Source organism: Pseudonocardia sp. MH-G8 (assembly GCF_002262885.1).
Lineage (GTDB): Bacteria > Actinomycetota > Actinomycetes > Mycobacteriales > Pseudonocardiaceae > Pseudonocardia.
This window is the reverse complement of record NZ_NKYF01000005.1, coordinates 291,298-304,693: the sequence shown is the minus strand read 5'-3', so window position 1 is coordinate 304,693 and position 13,396 is coordinate 291,298. Positions and strand designations below refer to the sequence as shown.

Below are 13,396 nucleotides of genomic sequence, written 5' to 3'. Positions count from 1 at the left end.
GCAGGATGGGCCCCGTGAAGCCAGCCAGGCACACCCTCGTCCAGCTCACCGACCTGCACCTCGTCGCCGACGGCGCGGCGCTCCCCCACGGCATTGACACCACCGCGCTGCTCGACCGCGCACTGCGCGCCGTCGAGGAGTCGGGCCTCACCCCGGACGCCCTCGTGCTCACCGGCGACCTCACCGAGCACGGCCTCCCGCAGGAGTACCGGCGGCTGCGCGAGATCGTGGAACCCGCCGCCGCACGGCTCGGCGCGCCGCTGGTCTACGCCGCCGGCAACCACGACGACCGCGCGGCGCTGCGCGAGCACCTGCTCGGGGTGCCGGCCTCCCCGGAACCGCTCGACTCCGTGGTGCGCGTCGGCGACCTGCGGATCGTCGTTCTCGACAGCACGATCCCCGGGCAGCCGCACGGCGCGCTGCGCCCCGCCCAGCTGGAGCGCCTGCGGGCCGAGCTCGCCCAGCCCGCCCCCGCGGGCACGGTGCTCGCCCTGCACCACCCGCCGCTCCCCAGCGCCGCGCCGCTCGCCGCCAGCATCCCGCTGCTGCGCCGGGAAGACCTCGCTGACGCCATCGCGGGCACGGACGTGCGGCTGGTGCTGGCCGGGCACACGCACGTGGTGAGCGCGGGGACTCTCGGCGCGGTGCCGGTCTGGACCGGCGGCCCGCTCGCCACCGTCCTCGACGGTCTGGCCCCCGGCGCCGCGCTGCGCGGCCTGGCGGCGCCGTCGCTGAGCCGCATCGACCTGTTCGACGCCGACCTGATCACCACCAGCCTGCCGATCGACGCGCCGAGGATGAGCGACGTGCCGTCGGAGGAGATGGAGCCGACCCTGGCCGCCTTCCGAGCCGCCCTGACCGTCGACTGAGCGGGAGACGCCGCGCCGTCGTCGCACACCGATCGCGGCGTCACACACCGATCGCAGGCGTCGCACACCGACTGCAGTCGGTGTACGAGCACAGCGGTCGGTGTGCGAGCACCCGCGGCGCAGCGCTACGCGCCCGGCCCGGTGTCGAGCCAGCGGAGGATCTGCTCGGTGTGTTCGCCAACCTCCGGGATCGGGGTCAGCTTCGGCGGCTCGCCTTGCCATGTGAGTGGGGGCAGCAGCGTTCGGATCTCGCCCGCGGGCGAGCCGACCTCCGTCCAGCGCTCCCGCGCCGCCAGCTGCGGGTGCTCCAGCACCTCGGCCACCTCCCTGCGGCGGGCTGCGGCGATGCGCGCTTGCCCCAGCCGGTCCACCACCTCGGGGCCGGTGAGGCGGGCGAAGACGGCGTCGATCTCCGCGTGCAGGTCGGGGCGGTGCGCCACCCGCAGCGCGCCGGTGCGGAACCGCTCGTCGTCGGCCAGGTCGGGGCGGCGCAGCACCGTGGTGCAGAAGGCCTGCCACTCGCGCTCGTTCTGGATCCCCAGCACGACCTCGGTGCCGTCACCGGCCGCGAACGTGCCGTAGGGCGCGATCGCCGGGTGGCTGGTGCCGGCGCGCGGCGGCGGCGCCCCGCTCCCGGCGGTGTACTGGAGCGGGAAGCCCATCCACTCCACGAGCGCGTCGAACAGGCTCACCTCGATGTGCGTGCCGGTGCCGGTGCGCTCCCGGTCGTAGAGCGCGGCGAGGACGCCGGAGAACGCGTACATGCCCGCGCCGATGTCGGCGGCCGGGATGCCGCTCTTTGCCGGCTCGTCGGCACTGCCGGTGACCGACACCAGCCCGGCCTCGGACTGGATCAACAGGTCGTAGGCCTTCGCGTCGCGGTAGGGGCCATCGGGGCCGTAACCGGAGATCGAGCACGTGATCAGCCGCGGGTGGCGGGCCCGCAGCTCCTCGTGCCCGAGCCCGAGCCGTTCCGCCGCGCCGGGCGCGAAGTTCTGGACGAACACGTCGGCGCGCTCGAGCAGCCGCGACATGACGTCCACGTCCTCCTTGAGATCCAGCGCCAGGCTCTCCTTCGACCGGTTGAGCCAGACGAAGTGGCTCGACAGGCCGCGCACGGTGGTGTCGTAGTCGCGGGCGAAGTCCCCGCGGCCCGGCCGCTCGATCTTGATCACCCGAGCGCCGAGCTCGGCGAGCTGGCGGGTGGCGAACGGCGCGGCGACGGCCTGCTCGCAGGAGACGACGACGATTCCTTCCAGGGGCAGCACGCCGCGCATCATGCCCGCCCGTGGCCGTGAGTAGGGTCGAGCGCTGCCCGCACCCCATGGGAGAGCCCCTTGAAGATCGCGCACCTCGTGCCGACCCTGCACCCGGACGGGCCGGAGATCGGGCTGGTCGACCTCGCGGGAGCCGCGCGCGAGACCGGCCTCGAGCTCGTGGTCGTCGCCCTCGCCGGAACGTCGGACACCACCCAGGTCAGTGCGCTGCGCCGGCTCGACGTGCCCGTCGTCGAACTCGGCCTCGCCCGCTTCGACCCGCGCTCCGTTCCCCGCGCGGCCGCGCAGCTGCGCCGCCACGGCGCGCAGCTCGTGCACACGCACCTCCCACCCGCCGACGTCGTGGGCGCGGCCGCGGCCCTGCGCGCGCGGGTGCCCGCGGTGTCCACCCTGCACCGCATCGAGAACCTGCCTGCCGACCGGGCCGACCGGCTCAAGCGTTCCGCGCGGATCCTGGCCCGGCAGCGCTTCATGGCGCGCACGATCGCGATCTCACAGGTGCAGCGCGAGTGGTACCGCGGCCTGTCCGGCTCGGGCCGCAACCTCGTCGTCGTCCCGAACGGCGTCACCGACCCCGGCCCGGTCGACCCCGACCAGCGCCGCGCCCGCCGCGCCGCGCTCGAGGTCGGCGACGACGAGGTGCTGGTCGTCAGCAGCGCGCCGATGCGCCGCGACCAGGGCCACGAGCTCCTGCTCGACGCGGTCGAGTCGCTGCCCGACCGGCTGCCGCTCGCGGTTGCGCTCGCCGGCGACGGGCCGCTGCGCCCGTGGCTGGAGTCGCGGGTCGACACCAGCGACGACCTCGCCGCGCGCGTCCGGTTCGTGCACCGCCGCCAGGATCTGTCGGGTCTGCTCGCGGCCGCCGACCTGGTGGTGCACACGGCGCGCTCGGGCGCCGCACCGACCGCGCTGCTGCGCGCGATGGCGGCCGGGATCCCGGTGGTGGCCACCCGGGTCGGCGGCGTCCCCGAGATCGTCACGGCAGCGACGGGCGCTCTCGTCCACCGGGACGCGGGCGCCGTCGCCGACGCGCTGGTCGGCCTCGCCGAGGACCCGCAACGCCGCCTGCGGATGGCCGAGGCGTCGCGCGCCCGGTTCCTCACCGAGTTCGACGCGACGGCGTGGGCGCTGCGGTTGCGGGGCGTGTACGAGGCCGTGCTGGCCGGCGTCGCCGCCCCCGCCTGACCGACGGGGCCGCATACCGGTCGACTCCTCCCCGTGGACCGGGCAGACTGCGTTCCCGTGCTGCACAGTGACGCGCTGCGCCCTGCCCACGCTCCCGTCGACCTGCGCCAGGCCGTGGCGGCGGACCTCCCGGTGATCGCGGAGGTCGACGGCCGCGCCTTCGGGATGCACTACTCCGACGCAGACCTGGACGACGTCCGGCTGCTGTTCGAGCCCGATCGGTTCCTCATGGCCCGCGCCGGGGACGACACGGTCGGGGTCACCGGTTCCTTCCCCTTCGACGTGACCCTGCCCGGGGGTGCCGCCGTCGCGGCCGCGGGCGTCACGTGGGTCTCCGTGGCGGTGACGCACCGCCGCCGCGGCATCCTGCGCGCGATGCTGGCCGCCCAGCACCGCGGCTTCGTCGACGACGGACTGGCCGTGTCCCTGCTGACCGCCAGCGAGGGCGGCATCTACGGCCGGTTCGGCTACGGGATCGCCACCGAGCACCGCACGGTCGAGATCGACCGGCGCCGCGCCGCGCTCCGCAAAGACGTCGAGGACACGGGCGGCGTGCGCGAGGTCGGCACCGCCGAGCTGCGCCGGCTGGCCCCCGACATCCACCGCCGGTGGGCCGCGCTGACGCCCGGCGCGCTCTCGCGCAGCGACGGCTGGTGGGACACCCTGCTCGCCGACCGCGAGCACCAGCGCCACGGCGCCACACCGCTGTTCCACCTCGTCCACCCCGACGGGTACGTCTCCTACCGCCGCGACAACGCCACCCGGACCTGCCGCATCGTCGAGGTCGTCACCGCGAGCGACGAGGCCTACGTGGCCCTGTGGTCCACGGTGCTCGCCATCGACCTCGTCGACACGGTGTCCTGCCGGTCGATGGCCGCCGCCGAGCCCTTGTCGCACCTGCTGGCCGACCCCCGGCAGATGCGCACGGTCGACCAGCGCGACGGCATGTGGGCCCGTGTGCTCGACGTGCCCGCCGCCCTCGCCGCGCGCCGCTACACCGTCGAGCTCGACGTGGTGCTCGACGTCCACGACCCGTTCCTGGACCGCGGCGGCCGCTTCCGCCTGCGGGGCGGCCCCGACGGGGCGGAGTGCGTGCCGGCCGAGGGTGGCGCGCCGGTCGTCGGCGTCGGGACGGCGGCGCTGGGCACGCTCCTGTTCGGCGGCGGGCACGCGGGCGCGCTGGCGCGGGCGGGCCTGCTCCGAGCCGACGATCCGGCCGCGCTGCGCCGCCTGGACGCCGCGTTCCGGGCGGACCGCACGCCGCAGCACGGCACGGAGTTCTGAGCCGATCACCCGTCCGGGCACCGGGTAACCCCGGGCCATGGCTTTCCAGGTGACCGAGGTGCAGCACGTCCTCAAGGGCGCGGGCTACCCGATGGACGGCAAAGCTCTCGCCACGCTCGCGAAGAAGAACGGCGCCGGCGGCGACCTCGTCGGCGGGAAGGGCGTCGGCACCGCCAACGGGCCCAACGAGGTCATGAAGCAGCTCAAGGACCACCTCGGCGGGCGCCCCGACGCCTGAGCGGGCCTTAGGGTGCAGGCATGACGGGCCGGCGGGTGGACCTGACCTACGGCGCCTACCTGCACCTGGACGAGCTGCTCTCGGCCCAGCACCCGGCCAGCAGGCCGGTGCACCACGACGAGCTGCTGTTCATCGTGCAGCACCAGACCTCCGAGCTGTGGCTCAAGCTGGTGCTGCACGAGCTGCGGGAGGTGCAGGCCCGCCTCGCGGCCGACGACCTGCGCCCGGCGCTCAAGGGCCTCGCCCGGGTCAAGCACATCCAGCACACCCTCACCGACCAGTGGGCCGTGCTGGCCACGCTCACGCCGTCGGAGTACGCCGAGTTCCGGGGTGCGCTCGCGACGTCGTCGGGGTTCCAGTCCGACCAGTACCGGGCCGTCGAGTTCGTGCTCGGCAACAAGAACGTCGCGATGCTGGAGCTCTTCGCCGGCGACGACCGCGCCCGGGAGCAGCTGGCCGACCTCCTGACCCGCCCGAGCGTCTACGACGAGTTCCTGCGCTACCTGCACCGCGCGGGTCACGACGTGCCCCGCGCGGTGCTCGAGCGCGACGTCACGCAGCCCCACCGCTTCACCCCGGAGCTCGTGCCGGTGTTCCGGGCGATCTACGAGCACGCGAAGCAGCGGTGGGAGGCCTACGAGGCGTGCGAGGAGCTCGTGGACCTGGAGGAGAACTTCCAGCTCTGGCGGTTCCGGCACCTCAAGACCGTGGAGCGCACGATCGGTCTCAAGCCCGGCACGGGCGGCACCGGCGGGGTCTCGTTCCTGCGCTCGGCGCTGGAGATCACGTTCTTCCCGGAGCTGTACGCGGTGCGCACGGAGATCGGGCGGTGAGCGATCTCGCCGCGCGGGCGGCGCAGTTGGACGCCGCCGATCCGCTCGCGGCGTTCCGCGAGCGGTTCCTACCGGCCCCGGACGTCGTCGCCTACCTCGACGGCAACTCGCTGGGCCGTCCACCGGCCGCCGCCGCGCAGCGGCTCGACCGGTTCGTCCGCGAGGAGTGGGGCGCCGGCCTGATCCGGGGGTGGACCGGCGACGGACCCGGCGGCCCGTGGATGCAGTGGCCCGAGCGGGTCGGCGACCGCATCGCGGCGGCCGCGCTCGGCGCCGCACCGGGCCAGACCGTCGTCGCCGACTCGACCACCGTCTTGCTCTACAAGCTGGCGCGCGCCGCGGTCGACGCCGCGGGCCCCGGACGCCGCGAGATCGTGTTCGACGAGGGCGACTTCCCCACCGACCGCTACGTCCTGGAGGGCATCGCGGCCGAGCGCGGCTGCGTCCTGCGCCCGATCCGCGGCGCCGCCCCGGAGCGCGTCGCCGAGGCCGTCGGCCCGGGAACGGCCCTCGTCCTGCTCAGCCACGTCTCCTACCACTCCGGCCTGCGCACCGACGCGGCCACGATCACCCGGATCGCGCACGACAGCGGGGCGGCGCTGCTCCTCGACCTCTGCCACTCGGTGGGCGTGCTGCCGCTCGAGCTGGACGCGTGGGGCGTCGACCTGGCCGTGGGCTGCACCTACAAGTACCTGTGCGGCGGGCCCGGATCGCCTGCGTTCGGCTACGTGCGGCGCGACCGCCAGGACACCCTGCGCCAGCCGGTGCAGGGCTGGATGGGCCGGCGCGACCCGTTCGAGATGGGCCCGGGCTACGTCCCGGCGGCGGGCGTGCGCGGCGTCGTCAGCGGCACCCCGCCGATCCTCGCGATGGTGCCGCTGCTGGCCGGGCTCGACCTGCTGGAGGAGGCCGGGATCGCCGCCGTGCAGGCGAAGGCCGAGGCGCTCACCGGGTTCGCGATCGAGCTGGTGGACGCCTGGTTGGCCCCGCTGGGCGTGCGGCTGGCCACCCCGCGGGAGGCACAGTGGCGCGGCGGGCACGTGATGCTGCGCCGGGAGGGCTTCCGCGAGCTCCTGCCGCGGCTGTGGGAGCGCGGGGTGATCCCGGACTTCCGCGAGCCGGACGGCATCCGCATCGGTCCGTCGCCCCTGTCCACGAGCTTCGCCGAGGTGCACGCCGGGCTCGCGGTCCTGCGGGAGCTGCTCGCCGGAGACACGCCGGCAGGTGGGGTCAGAGCAGCACGAACAGCAGGATGAGGCACGCCGTCAGCACCAGCGACAGCAGCACCGACCCCAGGCAGCCGATCCGCCGGCTGTAGAAGGCGATCACCACGCCGGTGTACCCGCGGCGAACCGGCCTACGCTGGTCGGGTGCCCGATACCGGCGCCGAGCCCGACAACTCCCCCGGACCCTCCCCCGACGGGGAGGCTGACGGGCTCGACTACTGGTCGTTCATCGACCTGGCCGTCGCCCGCACGGTGCGGGCCCTGCCCGACGTCGACCCGCTCCCGATGCGGCTGGTGCTGAGCCTCTACCGCGCCTCCAACGCGCTGGTCTACGACCTCGAGTCGGCCGTGCACCGCCCGCAGGGCTGGTCGTGGGCGGGCTTCCGGCTGCTGTTCGTGCTCTGGCTGGCAGGGCCTGCAGAGGCCAAGCGGGCCGCGCAGCTGTCCGGGATGAGCCGCGCCGCGGTGTCGGCCCTGGTGAACACCCTCGAACGGGACGGGCTCGTGGCGCGGCGCAAGGCCGGACCGGACCGCCGATCGGTGGAGCTGTCGCTCACCGACCGCGGCACCGAGGTCGTCATGCGCGCGTTCGTGGCCCACCACGAACGGGAGCGGACGTGGGCGTCCGCGCTGTCGGACGAGGAGGTCACACAGCTCACCGCCCTGCTGGAGAAGCTCATGTCGAGCCCGGTGGCGGCCGCGGCCAACCGGCGCCGCTGAGCCGACGACGGGCGGACGTCCCTGGCTGCCGTGCGGCAGACGGCGGAAACCCGGCTCGGTACGGCGCTGATCCCCCTAGGCTGGCGGGCTGTGCCCGATGCCGCCACGCCGCCCGCCGCCACCCCGCTCGCACCGGTCCCCCGACTCGACGCCCCTGCACTCGTCGCCGCGCTGTGCGCCCACACCGGCGAGGAGTTCGAGCTGGTGGCGCCCCTGCCCGGCGGGCAGGTCGGGGCCGCGATCGTCCGGCGGCCGGGCCACCGCGAGGAGGTCCTGACGCACCGGGGCGATGCCTCGGACGCCACGTGGGCCCTCGTCGAACGCACCGGCGCCCTGCTCGAACTGGCGCGCGAGGCCGGGATCCCGGCGCCCCGCTACGCGCTGGTGACCCGGCTGCCCGACCGGATCGCCGTCGTCCAGGAGCGGCTGCCCGGGGAGCCGCCCGCCCGCGTCGACCTCGCGCTCGTCCAGGAGTTGGTGGCCCTCGCCGGGCGCGGGGCCGGCCTGCTGCGCCAACGCCGCGACGTCCCGGGGGCCGAACTGTTCCTGCTGCGCAGCGGCCCCGGCTTCTGCCTTCACGAGTCACTCGCGCAGTACGACGAGCGCACCCGCCGCCTGCTCGACCTCATCCGCCGCATCGGCACCGGCCACGCCTCCCGGATGGCGGGCGACGACCTGGTGCACCTCGACTTCCACCCCGGCAACGTGCTGGTCGACCGCACCGGCACGGTCACCGGCGTCGTCGACTGGGACGGGATCGGCCGTGGCGACCACCGCTTCGCCCTGGTCACCCTGCGCTTCGACCTCGCCGTACCCGGCACCGATTCCACCGACCGTTCGGCGCGCGCGGCCGCCGCACGCTGGCTGGACAACCGCATCGACGACCTGTTCGACGACCCGGCAACCCTGCGGGCCTACTGGGCGCACATGGGCCTGCGGCAGGTGGACTGGGCCATCCGCCACCACGGCCCCGACGACGTCGACCGCTGGCTGACGGTGGCGGCGTCGCGGCTGGCGTAGGACGCCACTTCGCACACCCACTAGTCACTTGGCACAGCGCCCGCCTTGCGCGGAGTGGAGGCTGGGTGTGCGAAGTGGGGCCGGCGGGTCAACCGGAGCCACTCCACACCTCCGGTGCAGTCGCCTCGGCGGTGGCGGGGGTCGGGTGGCAGGGTGGCGGCGTGAGCACTCCCGATCAGACCGTCGCCGTCGTCACCGGCGCCGCCCGCGGCTTCGGCCGCGAGATCGCCCGCCGCCTCGTCGCCCGCGGCCACCGGGTGCTCATCACCGACCTCGACACCGACGCCGTCACCGCGACGGCCGCCGAGCTGGGCGTCACGGCCGTCACCGCGGACGCGCGGGTGCCCGGGGACCACGCCCGGGTGGCGGCGGCGGCTGCCGAGCTCGGGCCGGTCGGGGTGTGGGTGAACAACGCCGGGGTGCTGCGCGCGGGCCAGTCGTGGGAGCAGCCCGACGAGGACATCGCGTTGCAGGTCGACGTCAACCTGCTCGGCGCCGTGCACGGGTCGCGGGCCGCGGTGCGCGTGATGCGCAAGCGCGGTGGGCACCTGCTCAACATCGCGTCGATGTCCGCGCACGGTCCGGTGCCCGGGCTCGCGATGTACGCGGCCACGAAGGCGGCGGTGCTGTCGTTCAGCACCAGCTTGGCGGGCGAGCTCGACCTGGCCGGGCTGCCCATCCGGGTGCACGCCCTGTGCCCCGACGCCGCCGACACCGCGCTCGTGCGCAGCGAGCAGGAGAGGCCCGACTCCGCGCTCCTGTTCTGCCAGCGCGGGCTGCTCACGCCCGAGGCGGTCGCCGACGCCGCGCTCCGGCTGCTCGACGGGCGCCGGATCGTGCGCACCCTCCCGGGCCACCGCGCGGCGGCGATGCGGATCGCGGGGACGCTCCCGCGCCTGGGCCTGCCCGTGCTCGCCCGGCTGCGTGCGCAGGGCGAGCGCCGCCGCACGGCGGGCAGGTGAGCCCTCGCGCGAGCCGGCGTCACGACCACGATGCCGGCGGTGACCCGGAGCTGCTCGCGGCCAAGGCCGCGCTGCGCGACGAGGTGTGGACGGCGCTGTCGCAGGCCCGGGTGGCGCGCTTCCCCGGCGCCCGCAACCGCATCTCCAACTTCACCGGCGCGGAGGCCGCGGCCCGTCGCCTGGCGGAGACGGACGCCTGGCGCGACGCGGCCACCGTCAAGGCCAACCCCGACTCGGCGCAGCTTCCCGTGCGTCAGCGCGCGCTGGAGGACGGCAAGACCGTCTACATGGCGGTGCCGCGCCTGGCCGAGCCCGAGCCGTTCTTCCTGCTCGACCCCGCCCACCTGGCGGACCCGCCCCGGCGCGCCGCCTCGATCGCCGGCGCCACCCGCTCGGCCCGCCGGGTGGCCGTCGCCGAGCTGGAACCGGTCGACATCGTGGTGAGCGGCTGCGTCGCCGTCGGCGAGGACGGAGCGCGGCTGGGCAAGGGCGGCGGGTTCGCCGACCTGGAGTTCGCGCTCGCCACGGCCGCCGGGCTCGTCGGGCCGGACACGCTGGTGGTCACCACGGTGCACGAGCTGCAGGTGCGCCCGGCGGGCGCCGTCCCGACCGCGACGCACGACGCGCCCGTCGACCTCGTGGTCACCCCGGACCGGGTGATCGACTGCCGGGCCCGGCGCGGGCCACGCCCCGTCGACGGCATCCGCTGGTCCGCGCTCACCGCGGAGAAGATCGAGGCGATCCCCCTGCTCCGAGCCCTTGCAAAGGAGGCGGTCCGATGACCGGGACCACACGCGTGCAGCTCGCCTACGGCGAGGCCGGCCTGCCCGTCGACCTGCCCGCCGCGCGCACCACCGTGGTGGAGCCGGTCCACGCGCACGGCGCCACCGACCAGCGGGAGGCGCTGCGCACCGCGCTGCGGCAGCCGGTGGCCGGCCCCCCGCTGCGCGAGCTCGCCCGGCGGGGCCAGAAGGTCGCGATCTCGATGTGCGACGGGACCCGCGCCCAGCCGCGCCACCTGATGATCCCGGCCGTGCTCGAGGAGCTCGACGGGATCATCGACCTCGACGACGTGGTGATCCTCGTGGCCACGGGCACGCACCGCGGCAACACCGAGGCCGAGATCCGCGCGATGCTGGGCGACGCGGTCGTCGACTCGGTGCACGTGCTCAACCACGACGCCCGCGAACCGTCGTCCCTGGTGCACCTGGGAACCCACGGCGACGGCGTTCCGGTGTGGCTCAACCGGCACTGGGTCGAGGCGGACCTGCGGATCACCACCGGGTTCGTCGAGCCGCACTTCTTCGCCGGCTTCAGCGGCGGACCGAAACTGGTCGCGCCCGGCCTCGCCGGGCTGGACACCGTGCTCACCCTGCACGACGCGCGGCGGATCGGGCACCCGAACGCCACGTGGGCGGTGTGCGAGGGCAACCCCGTGCACGACGACGTCCGCGCCGTCGTCGGCGCTGTCGGCGGGGTGGACTTCGGCCTGGACGTCGTGCTCAACCGCGAGCAGCAGATCGTCGAGGCCTTCGGCGGCGAGCTGTTCGCGATGCACGCCGCGGCGCGGGAGGGCGCGAAGCGCCTGGCGATGCGCCCGGTGCCGGAACTGTTCGACGTGGTCGTCACGACCAACGCAGGCTTCCCGCTGGACCAGAACCTCTACCAGTCGGTGAAGGGCATGTCGGCGGGCGCCACGATCGTCCGGGAGGGCGGCACGATCATCTGCGCGGCCGAGTGCCGCGACGGCTTCCCCAACCACGGCTCCTACCGCGAGGTGCTGGAGTCGGCGCCGTCCCCGCGCGCGCTGCTGGAGGCGATCGAGGCACGGCCGGAGACGCTGCCCGACCAGTGGCAGGTGCAGGTGCAGGCCAAGGTCCAGGCGCGGGCCCGGGTCGTGATGCACACCTCGTACCTGTCCGACCACGCCCTGGCCGCCGCCCACCTGGAGCAGACCCGCGACATCGCCGGCACCGTCGCGGACGCGCTCGCCGCCGCGGGGCCGCAGGCGCGGGTCTGCGTGCTGCCCGAGGGGCCGCAGACGATCCCCTACCTGGCCTGACGCGCCGTACGGCTCAGCCGTCCGGGTCGCGGTCGGAGCCCTTCTCCGCCCACTCCCGGTCGGCCCGGTCGGCGGCCTCGGTGCGCTCGCGCGCGATCTCCAGGGCCCGCCCCGCCGTCGCCCGGTCCGGGTAGGGCCCGAGCCGGTCGGCGGCCCGGCAGCCGTCGGCCTGCTCCACCGTGCCGTGCTTGAGGCAGTAGAACCACTGCTCGTCGTCCATACCTCGCAGCGTGGCAGCTCGCGCGGGCTCCCGCAGCAGCAGCGCGTGCGAGCATGTGCCCCATGGTGGAACCCGCCTCGGCACCCGTGATGACCGATGTCGCGCGGCTGGCGGGCGTGTCGCACCAGACCGTCTCCCGGGTGGTCAACGGCTCGCCGCACGTCAGCGGGCCGACGAGGGCGCGGGTGCTCGCGGCGATGGAGGAGCTCGGCTACCGGCGCAACGCCGTCGCCCGCGCACTGGCCACCCGCCGCTCGGGCGCCCTGGGCGTGATCACGTTCGACACCGTGCTGTACGGGCCGGTCAGCACCCTCTACAGCGTCGAGCAGGCGGCGAGCACGGTGGGCATGGGCGTCAGCATCGCCGTGGTCGAGAAGATCAGCTCGGACGCCGTCGAGCGGGCGCTCGCCCGGCTGCAGGACCAGTCGGTCGAGGGGGTCGTGGCGCTGGCGGCCCAGCAGGACGCGGTGGACGTGCTGACGGCCGAGCTGCGTCCCGTCCCCACGGTCTTCGTCGGCGGCGTCCTCGGCGGCGGGACCGGCGGCGAGATCGCGCCGGTGCCGGCGATCGGCATCGACCAGCGTGGTGGCGCGGCCCGCGCCACCGAGCACCTGCTCGAGTTGGGGCACCGCACGGTGCACCACATCGCAGGCCCGGACGACTGGCTCGACGCGCGCTGGCGCGTCGAGGGCTGGCGCGCGGCGCTCACCGCGGCCGGCGCGCCGGTGCCCGAGCCCGAGCGCGGCGACTGGAGCGCGCGTTCCGGGTTCCTGGCGATGCATCGGCTCCTCGGGGCCGACCCCGGCCTCACCGCCGTCTTCGCGGCCAACGACCACATGGCGCTCGGCGCCCTGCGCGCACTCGACGAGGCCGGCCGGCGGGTGCCCGCGGACGTGAGCGTGGTCGGCTTCGACGACGTGCCGGAGGCGGAGTTCTTCCGCCCGCCCCTGACGACCGTGCGCCAGCACTTCCCCGAGGCCGGCCGCCGGGCGGTGCGCCTGCTGCTCGACATCATCCGCCCCGACGAGGCCGCCGGCACCGGCACCGGCAGCGCGCTCGACCTGGTGCCTACCGAACTCCTCGTCCGCCGCAGCACCGGCCCAGCTTCATGATCGACGTGTCGGCGCGTTGGCGGGTTGATCTCGCCCGTTTTCGCGCCGAGGTATTGATCATGGCCACTCGGGTGGCGTCTCGCCCTGCGAGATCCGGATCCAGGAACGTGCGCCGGCCGGTCCCCCCGTGCGCGGCTCTGGACCCCGTCGGCCGTCAGCGCAGCTGTCGCCTCACAGCGCGCAGCCCGGCCGCGGTGGCGAGGACTGCGATGAGCGGGATCGGCAGGCAGCAGCCGCAGCCGCCGACCGAGACCTCGGAGCCGCGACGCGTACGCGTCGAGTAGTACGGCACCGGTCCCCAGAAGCCGAACCTCCCGCGCCGGCCCTCCCTGGCGCGGGGGCCGCGGGCGGGGAGGTACCGCCGGGCGAACCCGTCGAATCGGCGCAT

The 13,396-nt window shown here is 75.1% G+C and carries 15 protein-coding genes; 12 read left to right on the top strand and 3 right to left on the bottom strand.

The features are described 5' to 3' along the window. The first annotated feature begins 14 nt into the window (after nt 1-14). Nucleotides 15-869 carry a metallophosphoesterase gene (locus CFP66_RS15495; protein ID WP_233159455.1) on the top strand — a complete coding sequence of 285 codons (855 nt, stop codon included), beginning with the start codon at nt 15-17 and terminating at the stop codon, nt 867-869. A gap of 125 nt (nt 870-994) precedes the next feature. Here the strand turns inward: CFP66_RS15495 and CFP66_RS15490 are convergent, their stop codons facing one another. Further along, nucleotides 995-2,137, bottom strand: coding sequence for a CaiB/BaiF CoA-transferase family protein (locus CFP66_RS15490; RefSeq protein WP_233159453.1), 1,143 nt, complete (start codon nt 2,135-2,137; stop codon nt 995-997). Between the two features lie 69 nt (nt 2,138-2,206). Here CFP66_RS15490 and CFP66_RS15485 point away from each other — a divergent pair, with 69 nt between their 5' ends. From CFP66_RS15485 to larA, 10 genes are all read left to right on the top strand, one after another. Next, nucleotides 2,207-3,331, top strand: coding sequence for a glycosyltransferase (locus CFP66_RS15485; protein WP_094924502.1), 1,125 nt, complete (start codon nt 2,207-2,209; stop codon nt 3,329-3,331). Between the two features lie 57 nt (nt 3,332-3,388). Continuing rightward, entirely contained in the window at nt 3,389-4,615 is a 1,227-nt protein-coding gene (locus CFP66_RS15480; protein ID WP_158228111.1) for a GNAT family N-acetyltransferase, read from the top strand. Nucleotides 4,616-4,652: 37 nt separating this feature from the next. After that, complete coding sequence (locus CFP66_RS15475) at nt 4,653-4,853, top strand: hypothetical protein (RefSeq protein ID WP_094924497.1); 201 nt, start codon at nt 4,653-4,655, stop codon at nt 4,851-4,853. Nucleotides 4,854-4,873: 20 nt separating this feature from the next. Then, the gene (locus CFP66_RS15470) at nt 4,874-5,686 is read left to right on the top strand and encodes a tryptophan 2,3-dioxygenase (RefSeq protein WP_094924494.1); all 813 of its coding nucleotides are present in this window, start codon (nt 4,874-4,876) and stop codon (nt 5,684-5,686) included. After that, nucleotides 5,683-6,942: a kynureninase gene (locus tag CFP66_RS15465; RefSeq protein ID WP_094924491.1), complete on the top strand. Its 1,260-nt coding sequence runs from the start codon at nt 5,683-5,685 to the stop codon at nt 6,940-6,942. Before CFP66_RS15470 ends, CFP66_RS15465 begins: the two co-directional genes overlap by 4 nt. Before the next feature lie 114 nt (nt 6,943-7,056). Next, nucleotides 7,057-7,632, top strand: a complete 576-nt coding sequence (locus tag CFP66_RS15460; RefSeq protein ID WP_233159452.1) for a MarR family winged helix-turn-helix transcriptional regulator — start codon at nt 7,057-7,059, stop codon at nt 7,630-7,632. Nucleotides 7,633-7,722: 90 nt separating this feature from the next. Further along, the gene (locus CFP66_RS15455) at nt 7,723-8,652 is read left to right on the top strand and encodes a phosphotransferase (protein ID WP_158228110.1); all 930 of its coding nucleotides are present in this window, start codon (nt 7,723-7,725) and stop codon (nt 8,650-8,652) included. 161 nt (nt 8,653-8,813) lie between these two features. Beyond that, nucleotides 8,814-9,614 (top strand): SDR family oxidoreductase, encoded by an 801-nt coding sequence (locus CFP66_RS15450; protein WP_094924795.1) that lies wholly within the window; start codon nt 8,814-8,816, stop codon nt 9,612-9,614. Beyond that, complete coding sequence (locus CFP66_RS15445; RefSeq protein ID WP_198961461.1) at nt 9,611-10,396, top strand: 5-formyltetrahydrofolate cyclo-ligase; 786 nt, start codon at nt 9,611-9,613, stop codon at nt 10,394-10,396. The genes CFP66_RS15450 and CFP66_RS15445 overlap by 4 nt, the downstream gene beginning before the upstream one ends. Further along, nucleotides 10,393-11,676, top strand: a complete 1,284-nt coding sequence (larA, locus tag CFP66_RS15440; RefSeq protein ID WP_094924486.1) for a nickel-dependent lactate racemase — start codon at nt 10,393-10,395, stop codon at nt 11,674-11,676. Before CFP66_RS15445 ends, larA begins: the two co-directional genes overlap by 4 nt. Nucleotides 11,677-11,689: 13 nt before the next feature. Here the strand turns inward: larA and CFP66_RS15435 are convergent, their stop codons facing one another. After that, complete coding sequence (locus CFP66_RS15435) at nt 11,690-11,896, bottom strand: hypothetical protein (protein ID WP_094924484.1); 207 nt, start codon at nt 11,894-11,896, stop codon at nt 11,690-11,692. Nucleotides 11,897-11,958: 62 nt separating this feature from the next. Between CFP66_RS15435 and CFP66_RS15430 the strand changes: the two genes are divergently transcribed. After that, the gene (locus tag CFP66_RS15430) at nt 11,959-13,008 is read left to right on the top strand and encodes a LacI family DNA-binding transcriptional regulator (protein ID WP_094924482.1); all 1,050 of its coding nucleotides are present in this window, start codon (nt 11,959-11,961) and stop codon (nt 13,006-13,008) included. A 154-nt stretch (nt 13,009-13,162) separates the two neighbouring features. Here the strand turns inward: CFP66_RS15430 and CFP66_RS15425 are convergent, their stop codons facing one another. Continuing rightward, nucleotides 13,163-13,396, bottom strand: a complete 234-nt coding sequence (locus tag CFP66_RS15425; RefSeq protein ID WP_094924480.1) for a hypothetical protein — start codon at nt 13,394-13,396, stop codon at nt 13,163-13,165.